Source organism: Streptomyces sp. NPDC055287, from assembly GCF_053646035.1.
Map to the genome: position 1 here is coordinate 1 of NZ_JBSHNE010000069.1, position 19,333 is coordinate 19,333.

Here is a 19,333-nt window from a genome sequence, read left to right on the forward strand (position 1 = left end):
TCAACCTGCTCGCACAGGTCATCGGCTCCGGACCCGGTCCGGACCCCGTCCCGGCCGCCACCGGCGCCTGACCCGGGGGCGGCCCACACCGACAGGTTTGACGCAGCCTCGCTGGCGAACCCGCTGTTCAGGTGCGCGATTTGCTGCCTCCGAGCCTGCCTGCAAGAAGCTCCAGGGGCTGGAGGGGCAGATGAAGATCACCCAAGTCCACCGCCCTCGCCACGAGGTCTGACGGACAGCCGAGCGCAGGCTTCTCGGAAACCGAACGACGAAAGCGCAGTCGGCCACCGAGGAGGTCTCTTGTGATGCAGAACCTCTCGAGCCCCACTCTGGCCGTTCTCACCAAGATCGCTATCACGCGGACGATGAAGGCTCGTCACGATTACGCTCACAATGTCACGACAAGCCGTATGTCTCCCGACAGAACATGGGAGTCTCATGCTCGTGTGTTGAGGGGGTAGTTCGTGGGGCCGAACGATGTACTCGATGACCGGTACCAACTGATCGAACTGCTCGGCCAAGGCGGCTTCGGGGCGGTCTGGAAGGCGTTCGACGCGCGGGTGCGGCGGCAAGTCGCGGTGAAGGTCATGGTGACGGGCGGGGGTGATGCGAGGAAGAACCGTGACCGCTTCGCCCGGGAGGCTTCCACCGCCGGAAACCTCAACCACCCGCACATCGTGACCGTCTACGACTTTGGGGAGACCCAGCACGCCGGCCAACCGATGGTCTACCTCGTCATGGAGCTCCTCAGCGGCCAGCCGCTGTCCAATGTCCTGAGCCGCGGTTTGCCGACCCTGCAGCAGGCGCTCAGCTGGGCCAGCCAGATCTGCGACGCCCTAGCGACGGCGCATGCCATCGGTGTGGTCCACCGCGACGTCAAGCCGGACAACATCATGATCCAGGCGTCCGGAACGGTAAAGGTCGTGGACTTCGGCATTGCCAAGGCCGCCGAGCAGCAAACGGTCATTACGACGACGGCCGATGCCGTCATTGGCACCGCCGCCTACATGGCCCCGGAGCGCTTCAGCGGCCTTGGCGACAGCCGCGCAGACTTGTACGCGCTGGGTTGCGTGCTCACTGAGCTTTGCACCGGACGCCGCCCCTTCGAAGGCAATATGTGGGACCTCATCCGCCAGCACGGCCAAGAACCTCCACCGATGCCCAGTTACCTTCACCCCGGCTTACCGGAGAGTCTGGACCGCCTGGTCATGGACCTGCTCGCCAAGGATCCCGACCAGCGACCGCCCACCGCCGACCAGGTCAAGGCCCGGCTCCACGACATCACCCAACACCAGACTCAGCCATACCCGACCTACACCCCCACCCTTGATGCTCGGCCGACCGAGACACCTGTTGTCGCACCCGTTCGGCACCCTTCGGGCTGCACTTTCCTCCGAAAAGGCGACACGGTTTCGCTGACCGAGAAGGTACCTACCCTGACGGCGATCACCATCGGCCTGGGCTGGGAGTTTCGGGGGCTGATCAGCGGAGACTTCGACCTCGACGCCAGCGCCATACTGGTCGGCAACAACGGCATGGTCCTGTCCGATGCGCACTTCGTGTTCTTCAACAACCCCAGGACTCCAGAGGGGTCAGTCGAGCACGGTGGCGACACAAACCCTCAGACGATCAAGGTGAACCTGGCCGCCGTCCCAGCCGAGGTCGCAAAGATCGTCTTTCCGCTCGCGATTTACGATGCCGAGAACCGGAGGCAGACATTCCGCCAGGTGCGGCGCGCGTTCATTCGACTCGTCAACCCGTCCGACGAGCTGGAGATAGCTCGCTACGAGCTGGTTGACGCCACTAGCCCCTACACCGCCGTGGTCCTCGGTGAGCTCTACCGGCACGACCGAGCGTGGAAGTTCCGGGCCACGGGCAAAGGTTACAAATCTGGCCTGTGGGATGTCGCGCGGCACTACGGCATCAACGTGTGATCAGGCGTGCTGGAGGTCACGCCGTGGCCAGCTGTTGACGGGCACAGACGCCTGCTGCATCACGCGGGTGGCCCGGAGCGGGTGTTGCGGTGGCCGGTGCGGCGCAGGAGCGGTGTTCGCGGAGGTTGGTCCACCAAGTGAGCCGGTCGGGGGAGTCCTGAGGGAGGAGGGTTTGTACGGAGGTCGCGGCCAGGACCAGGACAAGGCAGATCACCACGCCCCACCACGGGGCGCAGGCCATGGCGGTGGCCAGGCCGCTGACGGCGGTGACCGATGCGGGCACCAGGTTCGGGGAGACAGCCATCGTCAGACCTCACTCACTCTCGTTCACGTACGCCCCTTGCGTCCGTTGCATCCAGCCTTGAACCGGGGCGGCCGGTGCGGGAGTGGGAACAGCCCGTTCCCGACCAATGGTCAACACCCGGCTCCCCGATCCTTGTCGAGCCGTCGGGTTCCATCCGCTCGCGGCGTGGTGTGCCAACACGTCCGAGTGTCTGGCGATGTGGCTGCGCGAAGGCAACGCCGGATCGAACACTGTGACCGACCACATCCGGGTGCTGCGCGAGGCGTTCGCCCAGCTCCCCGGGGCTTCGACGGCGAAGATCCTGGTCCGGGTGGACGGGGCCGGAGCCACCCACGACCTGCACGAGCACCTGCGGGACCTGAACACCCGGCGCCGCACCGTCCGCTTCATCACCGGCTGGACCATCACCAAGGACGACGAGAAGGCCGTCGCCTGTCTCCCCGAGGCGGCCTGAGAGGCCTCACTGAAACGGGACGGCAGCCTGCAGGAGGGTTACGTCGTGGCCGAGTTGACCGGGCTGAACACCCGGCACGGCTGGATCACGGGGATGCGGCTGATCGTTCGTCGGGTGCGGCCGTCCGGCCGGCATGTGAAGGAGCTGACCGCGTTTTCGAGAAACGGACCGGACGGAAGTACTCGATCACCGCCACCAACATCTCCAAGATGACCCGCATCGCCGGCTCTCACCAGGCGCAATGGCTGGACGCCGTGCACCGGCACCACGCGGTCGTGGAAGATCGAGTCCGGACGAACAAGGCGATGGGCCTGCACAACCTGCCCTCGAAGTCCTTCACGATCGACGAAGCATGGATGCTCACCGCGAACCTCGCCGCCGATCTGGGCGCCTGGCTGCGGCTGCTGACCCTGCACGACGAGCCAGACCTTGCCGACGCCGAGCCCGCCACCATGCGCTTCCGCCTCTATCACCTGCCCGCCCGCCTGGCGAAACACGCCCGCCGCCGCTGGCTGCGGATCGAGACCACCTGGCCCTGGGCCGACGCCTTCACCACCAGCTGGCGACGCCCCAGTGACCTCCCAGCCCCCTGATCCGAGGGCCACCGCCCCGACGATGACCAGGAAGGAGCAGCCCCGCGCCACCCGGGAGACGTGGAAGCCCGGCGCAGCCGCAGCGACGCGCGAAGATCCCACCCGACACCCGTCGGGACAAACGGGATGAACCCATCACCTCATCCAGCGGCAATCACCGCTGAAGGATCGAGGCCAAGGCCACATATATGGGCCTGTTGGCTACCGCGCCGTCGCGGATCTTCACGTGGATGGCGTCAATGAAGACCACCGGATAGACAGCTTGAGTTCTATCGGTGGTTGCGAACGTTCCCGGAGGAGAGCGTTCGGATGCCGAAGTACGCCCCCAACAAGATGCCGAGCTCGGTAAGGAAAGCCTCAGCGGTCCGATCGCTCGGCGGCTGTATGCCGGAGTCGTACGCCCCGCATTCCGGGCACGTCACGGTGCCGTTGAGAGTGCGGCGGCAGGGGACGCAGTAGTCCATGGGTTCGACCGTTCAGTGTGTGAGTCGCGGGCGGGAACCGTGGTGTGCCGACCGGGCCGGGCAGCAGCCCGCGGTCGCGCGGCGCCGGGCGTCGTGCAGAGGGATCCTTGGCATGTGCGAACCTCGCTCACTCACCGGTCTGGGGGTGGGTCACCGGTTATCGAGGTCAACGGGGCCCGGCGAGTCACTGTTCATGCGGCGGCTGAAACGTGGGATACGTAACTCCTCCGGCGGGCATACCTGTTCACGTGAGTGGCCCCGCCCGGCACCCGGAGCGACAGCCAACGGCCTTCCGTATCAGCTGCGTTCACTTCCCGACCCAACGGGCGGTGCCACGGTGTTGACCCGGCTCTTCTCGGGCCGGACCGCGCGCACGATCCCGAACCGCTTCGTCCGGGACATGGCGGCGTACGGGATGCGAGGTGCCCCCGTATCCCGTACAGAACGCACTGATGCAGCCGATCCGCCGTGCGGCGGGCGCGCGGAGTACGTCAACCAGTGGGCCGGCCAGGCGGCCTTGCGCGGGAGTCGATCGGCGCGGGGGAGTACGTGGCCGCGCAGGTAGTGGGCGCCCGTAAGTACGGGGCGCGTTCGGAGCTCTGAGTTCTGCTGCCGCGCCCGGGAGCTCTACTTCTCCCGGGCGCGGCTGAATGCGATCAGAGGCGGCGTATCCGGGCTGCGATTCCGTGGCCGAGCAGCAGGTAGATCACGGCGGGAAGGCCGTAGTTCAGCAGGACACGCAGGCCTTCGGTCTCCATGGTGAAGATGTCCTGGGACCAGCCGGCGAGCCAGTCCGCCATGCCGTGCACAAAACCGACGAAGACGTTTCCCTGGTTGGCGTCGAGCAGGTACAGCAGGATCCACAGGGCCAGAAAGCCTGCGGCGATGTCCGCCATCGTGTGGATGACCAGGGCTGCCCGGTGTGCTCCGGTGCCGTCCGGGTTACGTCCGTGGGCGTCCCGGTTGGGATCATAAGGGGCGTGCGGGGCGTAGGGAGCGTAGGCGTCGGTTCCGGGCATGGGTTCTTGGGGACTGTTCATGCCCTCCCTGCTTGCCTCACGCCCGTATGCGAAACGTCTCTCAAACCTGCGATTCGATATCGATTTTCGGCCGACGGACCGGCCGCCTCCCCCCGTAGAGACAAGTGACAGTGTCCGCGCCCTTCGGCGCGGCAGCGGGATGGGGAGGAGCTTGACGTATGGCTGGACGGATACGCAGAGGAGTTGCCGGGACGGCGGTCTCGGCGGCGGCCATGGTGGTGCTGGCCGGGTCACAGGCGCCGGGGCTCGTGGCGGGAGCCTCCGCCGCCGAGGGGGCCAACACGGCACCGGGTCAGGGTATTCCGGGTGATACGCACTATTACCGCGAGCTGCCGCCTCTGTCGGTGCGCTACATGCCAGGTTCGTCCGCGCGGTCGTCCTCGGGTGGCGGCCCCGTCGTCCCGTTCGGCCGCGCGGCGGTGCCCGGCACGGTCCTCGGCGCGTACCGCAGGGCGGAGGCGGGGCTCGCGAAGAGTGCCCCGGCGTGCGACCTGCGCTGGCAGTTGCTCGCCGCGATCGGACAGGTGGAATCCGGCCAGGCGCGGGGCGGGCGGGTGGACGCGGACGGTACGACGTACGCGCCCATCATCGGCCCGCAGCTGAACGGCCGGGGGTTCGCCCGGATCCGGGACACCGACGGCGGCGCGTACGACAACGACACGTCCTACGACCACGCCGTCGGGCCCATGCAGTTCATCCCGTCGACATGGGCCAGGTGGGGCGCCGACGGCAACGGTGACGGCAGCATGAACCCCCACAACGTCTACGACGCCGCACTCGCGGCGGGCCGCTACCTGTGCGCGGCCGGGCGCGACCTCTCCCGGCCGCAGGACCTGAACCGCGCGATCCTGTCGTACAACCGGTCGCGGGAATACCTTCGTGTCGTCCTGTCCTGGTACGGCTACTTCAGGGACGGCCACCAGGTGCTGCCGGCCGGCGGCGGTTCGGCCTCCGGTACGAAGCCGGTCCCGTCCGGCAGCACGCGGCCCGAGCCGGGCAGCCCCGGCCCGCGCGCCGGATCGGCGCCCTCCCGGCCGGCGTCTCCGCCGCCCCCCTCCACGTCGAAGCCCACACCCGGGCCCACCCCGGCCGCGCCGAAGCCCTCGCCGTCGGAGCGACCGGTCGGCGGGGTCAGGCCTGCGCCGCCACTGGCCACTGAGCCCGGCATCGGTCTGCCGACCACCGGCGGTGTGCTTCCGGACACGGACGGCGGGACCCTCACCGGCAACGGTTAGGACTCACTCCGGCGTCAGCTCTCCACAACTCCGGATACCGGGCGGTAACCTCCCGGCCATCAGGCGTGAGGGCGAGGAGAGGCTTCATGGCGGCGGAGATGCACCCTGCTCACCCGGTGCGAGCGGGCGACGAAGCGGCCCATCTGCGGTGGCAGCGCATGTGGGGCCATCGCGAGCAACTGCTCAAGGTGGCCCGCCGCAGGTCCATGAGTGCCGAGGACGCCGAGGACGCCGTACAGGAGGCGATGCTGCGCGGCGCGCAGAACGCGCACCTCGACGAGGCGCGGATGGGCGCATGGCTGACGACCGTGACCATGCGCCTGTGCGTCGACCGGTACCGGCAGGTCAACCGCGATGCCCAGGTGAGCGTCTCCCGGACACTCACCGCCCCGGCGCCTGTCCCCGTCGAGGAGGCGGTGTGCGACCGGGCGGAGGCCAAGTGGCTGGCTTACCGGAGCGAGGAGCTGCCCGCTCGCCAGGCCGAGGCGCTCCGGCTGAAGTCGGAGGACCGCGACGTCGGCCAGATCGCCTTGGAGATGGACCTCAGCTACGAGGCGGTCGAGTCACTCCTGGCCAGGGCCCGGCGTACGCTCCGCAACTCCCTGACCGGCACGCTCGCGCTCGGCCTGTGGCTGATCGGGCGCGCCCGGGACCAGGCAGGACAGGCCGGTCAGGCGGGCGGGCACGCGCAGGCCCTGGCGGCGGCATCCGCTGCGGCGACGCTGGCCGTGGTGGGCCTCGTTGTGCCTTTTGCGTACGATCCGGCTCCGCAGCGGCCCGCGCAGCCCGGCACGTCGGACGTGAGGGAGGAGGTGGACGAGGCGGGTTACGGAGTACCGGCCGCTTCGTCCGGGCCCCCGGACTCTGCGGCCGGTCCGCCCGCGTCCGTCCGGCCCGGCGCCGCAGGATCTGTGCGCCGGAGCGAGAAGGCTTCACCCACCGCCCTGACGACGGTGCTGCCGGAGGTCGCAGTGCCGGAGGTTGCGCCGCCGCTCCCCGCTGCCCTGGAGGCACCACGGCTCCCGGCCGCACCACCGCTGCCCGACCCCACCGCCGTACCGGACGTCATCGGGGCCGTCCCCACCGACGTACCCACGGATGAGCCGGCCGACGCCCCCGCCGACGTGCCGGACGAGACGCCGCTCACCGGCCTCCTACACACCGGCGTACGGCCCTGATGTCAGTCTCGTAAAAAATCTTCGCCTTCTTCGCGACGGACCCGCCGCCCTTCTCCGTAGAGCAGATGTCAGAGCTGCTCCCCGCTGAAGGGTGAACCGGATGGGTGTCGAGATCTGTGTGGAAGGGTTGACGAAATCCTTCGGCCACCAGGTCATCTGGCAGGACGTGTCGCTGACGCTGCCCGCCGGCGAGGTATCCGTCATGCTCGGGCCCTCGGGTACGGGGAAGTCGGTGTTCCTCAAGACGCTCGTGGGCCTGCTCAAGCCGGAGCGCGGATCGATCACGATCGCCGGGCAGGACATCACCAAGCTCCGCGAGCGTGATCTCTACGAGGTGCGCAAGCTCTTCGGTGTGCTGTTCCAGGACGGCGCCCTGTTCGGGTCGATGAGTCTCTACGACAACATCGCCTTTCCGCTGCGCGAGCACACCCGTAAGCCGGAGAGCGAGGTCAGACGGATCGTCCTCGAAAAGATGGACATGGTCGGTCTGATCGGCGCCGAGGACAAGCTGCCCGGCGAGATTTCCGGCGGTATGCGAAAGCGGGCGGGACTGGCGCGGGCGCTGGTGCTCGACCCGGAGATCATCCTGTTCGACGAGCCGGACTCGGGACTCGACCCGGTGCGGGTGGCCTATCTCAACCAGCTGATCGTCGACCTGAACGCACAGATCGACGCGACCTTCCTGATCGTCACCCACGACATCGCCTCGGCCCGTCTGGTCCCCGACAACATCGGGCTGCTGTTCCGGCGCGAGCTGGTGATGTTCGGCCCGCGCGAGGAGCTGCTCACCAGCGACGAACCGGTCGTGCGGCAGTTCCTCAACGGCCGGATGCAGGGGCCGATCGGCATGGCGGAGGAGAAGGACGCCGCCCAGGTCGAGCAGGAACTCGCCGAACTCGGCAACGGCGGGAGCGCCGGGGACAGCGAAGCGTCCTCGGCGGTCATGACCCCGCGCCTGCTGCCCAGCCCCGGCGTCTCCCGCCCGCCCCGCTGGCGGGCGATCGCCGAACGCGAGGCGGCGCCGCACAGCACGACGGAGAAGGAGGAGGTGGCGGACGCGTGAGCCTGTCCCCCACCGGGGCGCTGAAACACTCCGGCAGCCTCTTCGCCATGGCGCTGGACGTCCTCAGGACCCTGCCCCGACGCCCCTTCCAGCTACGGGAGTTCATCCAGCAGGCCTGGTTCATCGCCAGCGTCACCATCCTCCCCACCGCGCTTGTCTCCATCCCGTTCGGCGCCGTCATCGCGCTCCAGATCGGCAGCCTGACCCGGCAGCTCGGCGCCCAGTCGTTTTCCGGCGCGGCCTCCGTGCTCGCCGTATTGCGGGAAGCGTCCCCCATCGTCACGGCGCTGCTCATCGCGGGCGCCGGCGGCACCGCGATCTGCGCCGACCTCGGGGCACGCAAGATCCGCGAGGAGATCGACGCCATGCAGGTGCTCGGCATCGACCCGATCCACCGGCTGGTCGTTCCCCGGGTACTGGCCACGATGCTCGTGGCGGTCCTGCTCAACGGACTCGTCTCCGTCGTCGGCGTGGCCGGCGGCTACTTCTTCAACGTCGTCATGCAGAACGGCACCCCCGGCGCCTACCTGGCCTCCTTCACCACCCTGGCCCAGCTCTCTGACCTCTGGGCGGCCGAGCTGAAGGCGCTCGTCTTCGGCGCCATCGCCGCGATCGTCGCCTCGTACAAGGGCCTCAACGCCAAGGGCGGACCGAAGGGCGTCGGCGACGCCGTGAACCAGTCCGTGGTCATCACCTTCATGTTGCTGTTCGTGACGAATTTCGTGCTGACCGCCGTGTACTTCCAAATCGTCCCGCAGAGAGGTTAGTTGTGCCACGACTTCTCGACCGCCCGCTGCGCTCCCTGGAGGAGCTGGGCACGCAGATGGTCTTCTACGGGCGATCCCTCGCCTGGACAGGCCGCACCCTGCGCCGCTATAAGAAGGAAGTGTTGCGTCTGCTCGCCGAGGTGAGCTTCGGCCGTGGCGCGCTGGCGGTCGTCGGCGGCACGGTCGGCGTCATCGCCTTCCTCTCCTTCTTCACCGGCACCGAGGTCGGACTTCAGGGGTACGCCGCCCTCAACCAGCTCGGCACCTCCAACTTCGTGGCGTTCCTCTCCGCGTACTTCAACACCCGCGAGATCGCCCCGCTGGTGGCCGGGCTCGCGCTGTCGGCGACGGTCGGCGCGGGGTTCACCGCCCAGCTCGGCGCGATGCGCATCAGCGAGGAGACCGACGCGCTGGAGGTGATGGGCGTACCCTCGCTGCCGTTCCTGGTCACCACCCGCATGATCGCCGGTTTCGTGGCCGTGATCCCGCTGTACGTCGTCGGGCTGTTGTCCTCCTACTACGCCGCCCGCACCATCACCACCGGCTACTACGGGCAGTCGACCGGAACGTACGACCACTACTTCGCGCAGTACCTGCCACCGGTCGACGTGCTCTGGTCCTTCGGCAAGGTGATCGTCTTCGCCGTCGTGATCATCCTCGTGCACTGCTACTACGGCTATTACGCGAGCGGCGGTCCGGCCGGTGTCGGTGTCGCGGTCGGACGCGGCGTACGGACATCGATCGTGGCGATCAACATCCTCGACTTCTTCCTCAGCCTGGCGATCTGGGGCGCCAACACGACCGTACGGATAGCGGGGTAGGCGGGCCGATGCGCATACGAACACCGAAGCGGGCCACTCTCGCCCGGCCCACCCGGCTCCGTCTGTACGGGATCGTGTTCCTCGCGGTCATCGCCCTGCTGCTGTCCCTGACCGTCGCCGTCTACCAGCAGGTCTTCACCTCCGTCGTACGCATCACCCTGGAGGCCGACACCCTCGGCAACCAGCTGGAGCCGCGCGCCGACGTCAAGCTGCGCGGCCTGTTGGTCGGCGAGGTCCGCGAGGTGCGGGCCGACGGTGAGAAGGCGACCCTCGGCATCGCGCTGAAGCCGGAGCACGTCCGGCTCATCCCGGCCGACGTCCATGCGCGGCTGCTGCCCAAGACGTTGTTCGGTGAGAAGTACGTCGACCTGGTGGCCCCGCGTGACACCTCCACCCGCCACATCCGCGCCGGTGACGTCATCACCCAGGACCGCACCAAGGTCGGCATCGAGCTCCAGCAGCTGATGAACGATTTGCTGCCGTTGCTGCGCACCGTGCAGCCCGCCAAGCTGAACGCCACGCTGTCCGCCTTCTCCACCGCCCTCGAAGGGCGCGGCGACAAGATCGGCGACAACCTCGTCCGCCTCGATTCCTACCTGCGCCGGCTCAACCCGCACATGCCGTCGCTCAAGAAGGACATCTCCCGGTTCGCCGATGTGGCCGAGGTGTACGGCGAAGCCGCCCCCGACCTGCTGCGGACCCTGAGCAACACCCTCACCACCAGCCGGACCCTCGTCGAGCGGGAGGACCAGCTCGCGTCGGTCCTCACCTCGACCGCCACCGCCGCGAACACCACCGAGGGCGTCCTCGACGAGAACGCGGACCGGCTCATCACCCTGGGCCGCGTCTCCCGTCCCACGCTCGCCCTGTTCGCCCGCTACTCACCGGAGTACCCGTGCCTGCTGGCCGGGCTCGTACGGCAGGAAGCGGCGTCCGAACAGGCTTTCAGCGGCGGGAAGATGCGCATCACCCTCGAATTCGTCCCCCAACGCCCCTCCTACCGACCCGGCGAGGAACCGCGCTATGCCGACCGCTCCGGCACCGACTGCAGAGGTCTGCCCCACCCGCCCATTCCCGCACCACCGACGAGACTCAACGACGGTACGTCGGCGTCGCACAGCCCGCGCGGAGCCGTCTCCGGCACGCCGGCCGAACAGCACGCCGTCGCCTCGCTCGTGGCCCCGGCCATGGGCGTCCCCGCAGACGAGGTGCCGGCCGTCACGACGCTGCTCTTCGGCCCGATGGCACGGGGAACGGCGGTGAGCGTCGTATGAGCCGTACGAACGCAAGGACGACAGCCCCGCAGCTGATCAAGCTCGGCATCTTCGCGGTGGTGACGGTGGCGGCGACCGCCGTGCTCGCGGCCACCATCGTCAATCTCTCCTTCACCCCCAAGGAGACGTACACCGCCGTATTCAGCGATGTCACCAGCCTGGAGGAGGGTGACGACATCCGGGTCGCAGGGGTGCGCGTCGGGGAGGTCGAAGGCATCGAGATCAAGGACCGGACGCTCGCCGAGGTCACCTTCACCGTCTCCGACGACCGGCCGCTGCTCACCAGCACCCGGGCCGCGATCCGCTACCGGAGCCTGATCGGGCAGCGGTACATCGCGCTGATGGAAGGCACGGGGGACACGACGCGGCTGCGGCCCGGAGGGCGGATCCCGCTGGCGCGCACCGAGCCGGCGCTTGATCTGAACGCGCTGCTGAACGGGTTCAAGCCGCTGTTCGCCGCGCTGAGCCCCAAGGACGTCAACCAGCTCGCCACCGAGATCGTCAAAACCTTGCAGGGCGAGGGCGGTACGGTCCGCAGTCTGCTCGCGCACACCGCGTCGCTCACCACAACGCTCGCCGAACGCGACAAGCTGATCGGCTCGGTGATCGACAACCTCAACACCGTGCTGAGGACGGTGGACAAGCGCAGCACCCGCTTCTCCGACCTGATCTCGCAACTGCAGCGGCTGATCTCAGGACTGTCCGCCGACCGGAAACCCATCGGGGAATCGCTGGCGGGCATCAACGGCCTCGCGGAGGCCACCTCCGGCCTCCTCAAGGACGCCCGCCCGCCGCTGAAGACCGATATCACGGAACTGTCCGAGCTCACCGGCACGCTCAACGACCACGAGAAGACCGTGGAGGGCGTCCTGCAACGGCTGCCGAAGAAGCTCAACAAGCTGACCGGCACCGCCTCGTACGGCTCCTGGTTCAACTTCTATCTGTGCGACTTCGACGGCCGGATCGTGCTGCCGAAGACCGCCGAAGTCATCACTCCCGAACTCCATGTCGCGCGAGCGAGGTGCGGCCGTTGATCCCGTTCCGTGAACGCAATCCCGTGGTGATCGGCTCCGTCGGCCTCACCACGATCGCGCTGTTGATCGCCGCCGCGTTCAACGTGCAGAACCTGCCGCTGATCGGCAGCGGCGAGACGTACAGCGCGGCCTTCTCCGAGGCTGGCGGGCTCAAGCCGGGCGACGAGGTGCGGATCGCCGGTGTGAAGGTCGGCAAGGTCGACGACGTCGGACTGGACGACGGCCACGTCAAGGTCACCTTCCGCGTCAAGGGAGACCCGGAGTTCGGGACCCGCACCGGTGCGTCCATCCGCGTCAAGACGATCCTGGGCGCGAAGTACCTCGCGCTGGAGCCGAAGGGGTCCGGACTGCTGAAGCCGGGCAGCGAGATTCCGCTGAAGCGTACGGTTCCGGCGTACGACGTGGTGGAGGCATTCAGCGACCTGACCACCACCACCGAGGAGGTCGACAAGAAGCGGCTGGCCACCGCCCTGGACACGCTGTCCACGACCTTCGAGGACGCCCCCGACGAGGTCAAGGCCTCCATCGCGGGACTGTCGAAGATTTCCCGGACTGTGTCCTCCCGCGACGAGGCACTGCGCGAACTCCTCGGCCGTGCCAACGGCGTCACCGGTGTGCTCGCCAAGCGGAAGGGCGAGTTTATCAAGCTGGTCAAGGACGGCGACAAGCTGTTCGAGGAGATCCACAAGCGGCGTGAGGTCATCCACGCGCTGCTGAAGAGTTCCGTGGCGCTGAGCGTTCAGCTGTCCGGCCTGGCCAAGGACAACCGGGAGGCGATCGGGCCCGCGCTCAGCCGCCTGAACACTGTGGTGAGGATGCTGGAACGCAACCAGGCCAGCCTCGACCGCAGCGTGAAGCTGCTGGCGCCCTATACCCGGGTCTTCACCAACACCCTCGGAAACGGCCGCTGGTTCGACAGCTACATCCAGAACCTGGTCGCGCCCACACCGGTGGAACCACGGACCGGAGGGTCACGATGAAGATCAAGGCGATCAAAGGCAAGGCGATCAAGAGCAAGGCGATCAAGAGGATCGCGCTCGCCACCGTGCTCGTCGTGTCCGCCGTCCTCGCCTTCGTCCACCTGTCCGAGTCGCCGGTGGTCCGGGTGACGGCGTACTTCCCGCGTACGGTCGGCATCTATCCGGGGTCGGACGTGCGCGTGCTCGGCGTCCGGATCGGCGAGGTCAGGAAGATCACGCCGCAGGGCGAGCGGGTGCGCGTCGAGCTGGAGTACGCCGCCGAGTACAAGGTCCCGGCAGACGCCAAGGCCGCGATCATCAACTCCTCGGTGGTCAGCGACCGTTACCTCCAGCTGCTCCCCGCCTACCGCTCGGGCCCGGCGATGAAGAGCGACGACGTGATCCCCGAGAAACGGACGGCTGTGCCGGTCGAGCTGGACCGCGTATTCGACAGCCTGCGAACGACAGGGGAGGCGCTCGGTCCCCGGGGCGCCAACAAGGACGGTTCGCTGTCCCGGCTCCTGGCGGTCAGCGCGGACAACCTGCAGGGACAGGGCGGAAAACTGCACCGGACGGTCGAGGATCTTTCCCAGGCCGTCACCACGCTGTCCGACGGCCGGCAGGACCTGTTCGGGACGGTGGAGAACCTGCACGAGTTCACGGCTGTGCTGGCGGCCGACGATTCGAGCGTCCGGTCGTTCAACAACAGCCTGGCCAAGGTGGCCGAGCAACTCGCCGGGGAACGCAAGGACCTCGCCGCCGCGATCAAGCACCTGGCAGCCGCGCTCGCCGATGTGACGGAGTTCGTGAAGAACAACAAGAAGGCGCTGACCGCGAATGTGAAGGGGCTGAGCAAGGTGACGAGCGTGCTGGTCACCCAGCGCGCGGCCCTGGAGGAGGTGCTGGAGGTGGCCCCCGCCGGTCTGTCCAACCTCCAGAACGCCTACAACCCCGAATCCGGCACGCTCGACACCCGTAACAACGCCGAACAACTGCACCAGGACCCGGCCTCTTTGCTGTGCTCCCTGCTGAAGACGGCCGGGGAGACGGCCGGGAAGACGACCGACTGCGAGGACGTGAAGAAGCTGTTCGACTCCCTGCCGAAGCTGCCGGTGGCCGACCCGGTCACCGGAGCGGTCCCGGCGGGCTCGGCGGGCTCGACGGACAAGACGCTCGGCGGAATCCTGGAGGCCCGTACGTGAGCACTGCACGGAAAACAGCCCTGTGGGCGGCCGCCGGTTCACTGCTGCTCACCGGCTGCGAGTTCAACGGGCTGTACGACGTTCCCCTGCCGGGCGGCGCCGCCGCGGACGGCAACAGCTACCGGGTTACGGTCCAGTTCCGGGACGTCCTCGACCTCGTCCCGCAGTCCACGGTGAAGGTCGACAACGTCACCGTCGGCGCCGTCGAGAAGGTCGAACTGGACGGCTGGCACGCCCGCGTGCGGCTGCGCGTAGCGGACTCGGTCAAGCTCCCCGGAAACGCGATCGCCGGGCTGCGGCAGACCAGCATGCTCGGTGAGAAGTACGTGGCGCTGTCCGCGCCGACGGACACCGAGCCGGTGGGCACGCTCACCGACGGCGCGAAGATCCCGCTGTCCCGCAGCGGACGCAACCCCGAGATCGAGGAGGTGCTGTCGGCACTGTCGGCCCTTCTCAACGGCGGCGGGGTGGCGCAGCTCAAGACCATCACCGTGGAGCTGAACAAGGCCCTGGACGGTCGCGAGGACCGGGTCACATCCCTGCTCACGGAGCTGGACACCTTTATCGGTGGCCTCGACAAGCAGAAGAAGGAGATCGTCCGCGCCCTGGAGGGCATCGACAAGCTCTCCAAGACCCTGGCCAAGGAGAAGAAGACGATCGACCGGGCGATCAGCACGATGCCGCCCGCGCTGAAGGTGCTCGCCGACCAGCGGACCAAGCTCACCAAGATGCTCACCTCGCTGTCGAAGCTCGGCAGGACGGGTACCCAGGTGATCAACGCGTCGCGGGACGACACGGTCGCCAACCTCCGCCGGCTCCAGCCGATCCTCCAGCAGCTGAACAAGGCGGGCGCCGACCTCCCGAACGCCCTGGAGCTGCTGACGACGTATCCGTTCCCCCGCAATGTGGTGGACGCGATCAAGGGTGACTACGTCAACCTCAAGGTCACCGCCGACCTCGACCTGGAGAGCGTCTACGGCAATCTGGCCGACGACCCCGCGAAGCCGGGCGTTCCGGCGAAGCCGGGGAAGCCCGGGCTTCCCGGGGTGCCCACCCCGGAGATCCCCGGCCTCCCCGAACTCCCCGAAACACCCGGGCTGCCGGACACACCGGAGGTACCGGAGTCGCCCTCGGCCCCTTCCGTCCCGCCCGCCCCTTCGGACCCGCCGGGCGCCGGGGACGGCGATCTGGGATGCCTGCCGCTGTGCACCGGCACCCACGCGTCGTACAGCGGGGACGGCGGAAGCTCTCCGGGCTCCGGGAGCGGCTATCCGAGCGGTGTCGACGTGTCTCTCGCCGAGCTGCTGATGAAGGGAATGATGCCGTGATCACCCGTATGGTCAGGCTCCAGCTGCTCGCCTTCGCGATCGTCACCGCCCTTGGGGTGTCGTACGTCGGCGTCCAGTACACCGGCCTCGTCGACCGCGTCCTGGACCGCGGCTACACCGTACGGGCCGAGTTTGCCGACTCCGGGGGCATCTACTCCGGCGCCGAGGTCACCTACCGCGGGGTGCCCGTGGGCCGCGTCGGCGATCTGCGGCTGACCGGGGCCGGCGGCGTATCGGTGGGGCTGGATCTGGAGGACTCCCCGAGGATCCCGGCGGACAGTCTGGCCGTGGTGGCGAACCGCTCGGCCGTCGGTGAGCAGTACGTCGACCTTCAGCCGCGCTCCGGTGACGGCCCCGGTCTGCGGGACGGCGGCACCATCCCGCTCCGGAACACCCGGGTGCCCGTACCCACCACCGAGCTGATCCTCAGCCTCGACCGGCTGGTCACTTCGGTGGACAAGAAGGACCTGCGGATTACGGTCGACGAGCTGGGCAGGGCATTCGCCGGCACAGGCCCGCATCTGAGCCGGCTGGTGGACTCCGGCAATGCCCTGACCGAGTCGGCGTCCGCCTCCCTGCCCCAGACGATCGCTCTGATCGAGGACTCCCGGAAGGTCCTGAAAACGCAGGCCGACCAGGGGTCGTCCATCACGTCCTTCTCCCGCGATCTGGCTTCGCTCACCGGGCAGCTCAAGTCCAGCGACGGTGACATCCGCGCCCTGATGGACAGCGGCACCACGGCTTCCCGGCAAGTGGACATGCTCCTGAAGGACAACCGGACCCACCTTCCGGTCCTGCTGGGCAACCTGATCAGCGGCGGCCAGGTCACCCAGGCCCGGCTGCCGGGTGTGGAACAGATGCTGGTCACCTTCCCCGTGGTCGTCGCGGGCAGTTACACGGTCATCCCCGGCGACGGCACCACCCACTTCGGCATGGTGACCAACGCCGACGAGCCCCCGCCCTGCCGCCAGGGCTACGACACCCGGCGCCGCGACCCCGCCGACACCTCGGACCGCCCGGCCAACACCGCTGCCCGCTGTACGGCCCCGCGCGGCGGCGACACCTCGGTCCGGGGCGCCCAGAACGCCCCAGGCACGGGCGGGACTTCCGGCCGGACAGCGCACGTGGCCGGCTACGACGCCGAGACGGGCGTCACGAACGGCCCGGACGGATCGCCCGTCCGGATCGGCTCCACGGGCGGAGCACAGAGCCTCCTCGGAAAGGACTCCTGGCAATGGCTGCTAGTGGGACCCATGGCATGAGCCGCGCACTCCTGAACCGCGCGGTACGGCCGCTGCATCACCGGCGAGCCGTGGCGGTGCTGGCCGCGGTGGCCGCCGTACTGACGGCCTCGTCCGGCTGGCTGGGTGTCCAGGTGTACGAGCGGCACACGACGGAGCGGCGCCACCAGGACATCCTGGTCGCCGCCCGCCAGTCGGCGCTCAACTTCACCTCGCTCGACTACCGGCGCTACGACCGGGACAGCGAGAACGTCCTGAAGGGCGCGACCGGGGACTTCGAGAAGCAGTTCTCGGCGCAGACCGAGAAGCTGACGAAGATCGTCGCCGAGAACAAGTCGGTCTCGGAGGGACAGGTCCTCGAGGCGGGCATCGCGAGCGCGGACGAACGCACCGCGCGGGTGCTGGTGGTGGCCGACAGCAAGGTCACCAACGTCGCCGCTCCGCAGGGAACGTCCCGTAACTACCGCCTTCAGCTCGACCTCGTCCTGGAGGGCGGGCGGTGGCTGACGTCCGACGTCGAATTCGTCGGCTGAAGCCACCCAATAGCACTTCGCTTGCTCTGCACCACCCGTGAGGAGAGACACCGTGGCGAACCAGACCCTCCGAGGCCGCGGCGGCACCGGCGCCCCCCGGCAGCGCTCCGTGGCAGCGGCCGCCCGCGCGGCGGCCAAACGCGCCGAGAGGACACGCCGCCCGGCGGAGCCCGCCGAGGAGCCGTCACCCAAGCCGTCCCTCCAGGCACCCAAGGAGGCCGAGGCGTCCGAGGCGCCGGACAGGCCGAGCCGTAACCGTCCGCGCCTGCTGATTGCGGCGCTCGCGGTCCTCGCTCTCCTGGGCCTGGTCGCCACCAGCACGCTCGGCCTGCAGCGCAGGGAGTCCGAACGCACGGCCCAGGCCGGCACGTCCGCTCTCGCGGCGGCTCGCAAGGCGGCCCCGGTGATCCTGTCGTACGACTACCGCCACCTGGACCGCGACTTCGCCGCGGCGCGCGGACACCTCACCGCCCCCTTTCTCGACCAGTACGGCAAGACGACCAAGACGGTGGTCGCGCCGACCGCCACGAAGTACCGCGGAGTGGTCAAGGCGACGGTTGCGAAGCCCCCGAGCGGCGACGCCCCGGCTGCCTCGGTGGTGTCCGCCACACCGGACAGGGCCGTCGTCCTCATCTTCATGAACCAGGTCACCACCAGCACCCAGGTCACGGGCCCACGCCTTGACCTCAACCGCGTCCGGATGACTCTGGTGCGTACGCCGCAGGGCTGGAAGGTCAGGGGAGTGGATGCGCTGTAGCAAGCACTCGCATACCGGGCGGCGGCCTCCCTACGAGCCAGCGCTCGCCCAGTCCCGCATGCTCACGGCGACACGCCGACCGCGCTTGTCATCCCTTCTGGCCGGCACGTAGATGGAGCGACCAGGGCACTCGAAGACCTCGCCGCCTCCCTCCGCGCGGCCGGATCTCACTGACGATTCTGGACCGCCTCGGAGACCAGCTGGTGAATCGCCCGCGGTAGCGGCTCGGGCATCGGCCTGCGCCAGGAGGGTCTGCATCTGCTGGCCTCCTCACGTGTGCTGGGGTGCGGAACCGCAGGCCCTCATCTCCACGTCCGCCGACGCACCGACAACGAATCGCTGAAGCTGCGGGGAGACCGTGCCGCACGGCTCCGCTACACCATGGACGCCTTCCAGCGGTGGCTGTTCGACACCGCCGGCAACCAGCAGCCCGTCGACCCGACCCTGTTCTTCGCCGCGCCCGGCGCCTACTTCGCCGGATCCGTCATCTGTGGCGATGAACTGTACGAAGCGCTCGCCTACCTGGCAGAGCACAAGCTGATCGAGCGCATCGACACCAGGTGCAGGGTCTTGCCGATCCGCCCGTACTCCACGAACGCCTGCCCCAGCGGGGTGGGCCGTCCCTCGCGGCCGAACATCCGCAGCAGGTCGTAGGCGCGGACCTGCCCGGTCACCAGCGAGCCGGTCACCCGCATGTCCGGCCAGTGCGTGATTACCTTGTTCAGGTTGACCTTGCTGCGGGCCAGCGACTCCAGCGGCCCGTAGCCGCCGGTCTCGACCCCGGGCAGCTCCGCCCGCCAGAACCGCTGGTCGGCCAGGTCCTTGAACCTGCGCGATGGTCGACCTGGTCCGCGACATCCAGGCCGGCAAGGCCAACGTCTACGAGGCAGCCGACCGCATCCGCTCCTGGCGTATTTGAGTGACCCAATCAGGACGTGACGCTCACATCGAGGCGACTTCGCCGCTCACCGACCTTGCCAGCGCGTAACTGGGCGCCAGCATGCGCGCCGCACCCTGGTCTGGCTGGGTTGGGGGCCCCGAGCCGAGGCGCGGTTGATAGGGGCCCCGAACGCGCGCGATGGAATCCCGCAGAGTTGCACGCGTCGCCTGGGTCAACTGCGGTGGTGAACCTCGGGTCACGGACTCGGTGAG

General features: G+C 68.5%; 18 protein-coding genes and 4 pseudogenes. 18 read left to right on the forward strand and 4 right to left on the reverse strand.

Annotation, left to right across the window (positions count from 1 at the left end):
- Positions 1–464 precede the first annotated feature (464 nt).
- Positions 465–1,250: pseudogene (locus ACWIHY_RS37925) on the forward strand (serine/threonine-protein kinase); the annotation flags it as partial.
- A gap of 141 nt (positions 1,251–1,391) precedes the next feature.
- A pseudogene (locus tag ACWIHY_RS37930) lies at positions 1,392–1,934 on the forward strand (TerD family protein); the annotation flags it as partial.
- 16 nt (positions 1,935–1,950) lie between these two features.
- On the opposite strand, the gene ACWIHY_RS37935 reads toward ACWIHY_RS37930, so the two are convergent.
- Positions 1,951–2,238, reverse strand: a complete 288-nt coding sequence (locus ACWIHY_RS37935) for a hypothetical protein (protein WP_454381193.1) — start codon at positions 2,236–2,238, stop codon at positions 1,951–1,953.
- A 196-nt stretch (positions 2,239–2,434) separates the two neighbouring features.
- Here ACWIHY_RS37935 and ACWIHY_RS37940 point away from each other — a divergent pair, with 196 nt between their 5' ends.
- Positions 2,435–2,692 (forward strand): hypothetical protein, encoded by a 258-nt coding sequence (locus tag ACWIHY_RS37940; protein WP_454381195.1) that lies wholly within the window; start codon positions 2,435–2,437, stop codon positions 2,690–2,692.
- A gap of 209 nt (positions 2,693–2,901) precedes the next feature.
- A complete protein-coding gene (locus ACWIHY_RS37945) occupies positions 2,902–3,285 on the forward strand; it encodes a transposase (protein WP_454381197.1) in 384 nt (127 codons plus the stop codon).
- A gap of 160 nt (positions 3,286–3,445) precedes the next feature.
- Here the strand turns inward: ACWIHY_RS37945 and ACWIHY_RS37950 are convergent.
- A pseudogene (locus ACWIHY_RS37950) lies at positions 3,446–3,544 on the reverse strand (transposase); the annotation flags it as partial.
- A gap of 861 nt (positions 3,545–4,405) precedes the next feature.
- Complete coding sequence (locus ACWIHY_RS37955; RefSeq protein WP_454381212.1) at positions 4,406–4,768, reverse strand: hypothetical protein; 363 nt, start codon at positions 4,766–4,768, stop codon at positions 4,406–4,408.
- A 179-nt stretch (positions 4,769–4,947) separates the two neighbouring features.
- On the opposite strand from ACWIHY_RS37955, the gene ACWIHY_RS37960 reads away from it, so the two are divergent.
- The 14 genes from ACWIHY_RS37960 to ACWIHY_RS38025 all read left to right on the forward strand — a co-directional run bounded on the left by ACWIHY_RS37960 (position 4,948) and on the right by ACWIHY_RS38025 (position 18,835).
- Positions 4,948–6,024, forward strand: a complete 1,077-nt coding sequence (locus tag ACWIHY_RS37960; protein WP_454381199.1) for a lytic transglycosylase domain-containing protein — start codon at positions 4,948–4,950, stop codon at positions 6,022–6,024.
- Between the two features lie 86 nt (positions 6,025–6,110).
- Positions 6,111–7,202: a sigma-70 family RNA polymerase sigma factor gene (locus ACWIHY_RS37965; protein WP_454381200.1), complete on the forward strand. Its 1,092-nt coding sequence runs from the start codon at positions 6,111–6,113 to the stop codon at positions 7,200–7,202.
- A 100-nt stretch (positions 7,203–7,302) separates the two neighbouring features.
- Positions 7,303–8,265 carry an ABC transporter ATP-binding protein gene (locus tag ACWIHY_RS37970; protein WP_454381201.1) on the forward strand — a complete coding sequence of 321 codons (963 nt, stop codon included), beginning with the start codon at positions 7,303–7,305 and terminating at the stop codon, positions 8,263–8,265.
- Entirely contained in the window at positions 8,262–9,032 is a 771-nt protein-coding gene (locus ACWIHY_RS37975) for an MlaE family ABC transporter permease (protein WP_454381202.1), read from the forward strand. The genes ACWIHY_RS37970 and ACWIHY_RS37975 overlap by 4 nt, the downstream gene beginning before the upstream one ends.
- Positions 9,033–9,088: 56 nt before the next feature.
- A complete protein-coding gene (locus ACWIHY_RS37980) occupies positions 9,089–9,853 on the forward strand; it encodes an ABC transporter permease (protein WP_454381214.1) in 765 nt (254 codons plus the stop codon).
- 8 nt (positions 9,854–9,861) lie between these two features.
- The gene (locus ACWIHY_RS37985; protein WP_454381203.1) at positions 9,862–11,127 is read left to right on the forward strand and encodes an MCE family protein; all 1,266 of its coding nucleotides are present in this window, start codon (positions 9,862–9,864) and stop codon (positions 11,125–11,127) included.
- The gene (locus ACWIHY_RS37990) at positions 11,124–12,161 is read left to right on the forward strand and encodes an MCE family protein (RefSeq protein ID WP_454381204.1); all 1,038 of its coding nucleotides are present in this window, start codon (positions 11,124–11,126) and stop codon (positions 12,159–12,161) included. Before ACWIHY_RS37985 ends, ACWIHY_RS37990 begins: the two co-directional genes overlap by 4 nt.
- The gene (locus ACWIHY_RS37995) at positions 12,158–13,141 is read left to right on the forward strand and encodes an MCE family protein (protein WP_454381205.1); all 984 of its coding nucleotides are present in this window, start codon (positions 12,158–12,160) and stop codon (positions 13,139–13,141) included. The genes ACWIHY_RS37990 and ACWIHY_RS37995 overlap by 4 nt, the downstream gene beginning before the upstream one ends.
- Positions 13,138–14,322, forward strand: coding sequence for an MCE family protein (locus ACWIHY_RS38000; protein WP_454381206.1), 1,185 nt, complete (start codon positions 13,138–13,140; stop codon positions 14,320–14,322). Before ACWIHY_RS37995 ends, ACWIHY_RS38000 begins: the two co-directional genes overlap by 4 nt.
- Positions 14,319–15,650, forward strand: a complete 1,332-nt coding sequence (locus ACWIHY_RS38005; RefSeq protein WP_454381207.1) for an MCE family protein — start codon at positions 14,319–14,321, stop codon at positions 15,648–15,650. Before ACWIHY_RS38000 ends, ACWIHY_RS38005 begins: the two co-directional genes overlap by 4 nt.
- Positions 15,647–16,912: an MCE family protein gene (locus tag ACWIHY_RS38010; RefSeq protein ID WP_454381208.1), complete on the forward strand. Its 1,266-nt coding sequence runs from the start codon at positions 15,647–15,649 to the stop codon at positions 16,910–16,912. The genes ACWIHY_RS38005 and ACWIHY_RS38010 overlap by 4 nt, the downstream gene beginning before the upstream one ends.
- Positions 16,909–17,424 carry a hypothetical protein gene (locus tag ACWIHY_RS38015; RefSeq protein ID WP_454381209.1) on the forward strand — a complete coding sequence of 172 codons (516 nt, stop codon included), beginning with the start codon at positions 16,909–16,911 and terminating at the stop codon, positions 17,422–17,424. Before ACWIHY_RS38010 ends, ACWIHY_RS38015 begins: the two co-directional genes overlap by 4 nt.
- Before the next feature lie 52 nt (positions 17,425–17,476).
- Positions 17,477–18,181 (forward strand): hypothetical protein, encoded by a 705-nt coding sequence (locus tag ACWIHY_RS38020; protein ID WP_454381210.1) that lies wholly within the window; start codon positions 17,477–17,479, stop codon positions 18,179–18,181.
- Between the two features lie 276 nt (positions 18,182–18,457).
- Complete coding sequence (locus ACWIHY_RS38025) at positions 18,458–18,835, forward strand: hypothetical protein (RefSeq protein ID WP_454381211.1); 378 nt, start codon at positions 18,458–18,460, stop codon at positions 18,833–18,835.
- Here ACWIHY_RS38025 and ACWIHY_RS38030 read toward each other — a convergent pair.
- A pseudogene (locus ACWIHY_RS38030) lies at positions 18,736–19,017 on the reverse strand (Tn3 family transposase); the annotation flags it as partial. The gene ACWIHY_RS38025 and the pseudogene ACWIHY_RS38030 sit on opposite strands and share 100 nt — an antisense overlap.
- Positions 19,018–19,333: the final 316 nt, after the last annotated feature.

What these genes read in the sequence shown, in the direction of transcription:
- ACWIHY_RS37935 (WP_454381193.1), bottom strand. Translation starts at nt 2,238, where the DNA reads ATGGCTGTCTCCCCGAACCTGGTGCCCGCATCGGTCACCGCCGTCAGC.
- ACWIHY_RS37940 (WP_454381195.1), top strand. Translation starts at nt 2,435, where the DNA reads ATGTGGCTGCGCGAAGGCAACGCCGGATCGAACACTGTGACCGACCAC.
- ACWIHY_RS37945 (WP_454381197.1), top strand. Translation starts at nt 2,902, where the DNA reads ATGACCCGCATCGCCGGCTCTCACCAGGCGCAATGGCTGGACGCCGTG.
- ACWIHY_RS37955 (WP_454381212.1), bottom strand. Translation starts at nt 4,768, where the DNA reads ATGCCCGGAACCGACGCCTACGCTCCCTACGCCCCGCACGCCCCTTAT.
- ACWIHY_RS37960 (WP_454381199.1), top strand. Translation starts at nt 4,948, where the DNA reads ATGGCTGGACGGATACGCAGAGGAGTTGCCGGGACGGCGGTCTCGGCG.
- ACWIHY_RS37965 (WP_454381200.1), top strand. Translation starts at nt 6,111, where the DNA reads ATGGCGGCGGAGATGCACCCTGCTCACCCGGTGCGAGCGGGCGACGAA.
- ACWIHY_RS37970 (WP_454381201.1), top strand. Translation starts at nt 7,303, where the DNA reads ATGGGTGTCGAGATCTGTGTGGAAGGGTTGACGAAATCCTTCGGCCAC.
- ACWIHY_RS37980 (WP_454381214.1), top strand. Translation starts at nt 9,089, where the DNA reads ATGGTCTTCTACGGGCGATCCCTCGCCTGGACAGGCCGCACCCTGCGC.
- ACWIHY_RS37985 (WP_454381203.1), top strand. Translation starts at nt 9,862, where the DNA reads ATGCGCATACGAACACCGAAGCGGGCCACTCTCGCCCGGCCCACCCGG.
- ACWIHY_RS37990 (WP_454381204.1), top strand. Translation starts at nt 11,124, where the DNA reads ATGAGCCGTACGAACGCAAGGACGACAGCCCCGCAGCTGATCAAGCTC.
- ACWIHY_RS38000 (WP_454381206.1), top strand. Translation starts at nt 13,138, where the DNA reads ATGAAGATCAAGGCGATCAAAGGCAAGGCGATCAAGAGCAAGGCGATC.
- ACWIHY_RS38015 (WP_454381209.1), top strand. Translation starts at nt 16,909, where the DNA reads ATGAGCCGCGCACTCCTGAACCGCGCGGTACGGCCGCTGCATCACCGG.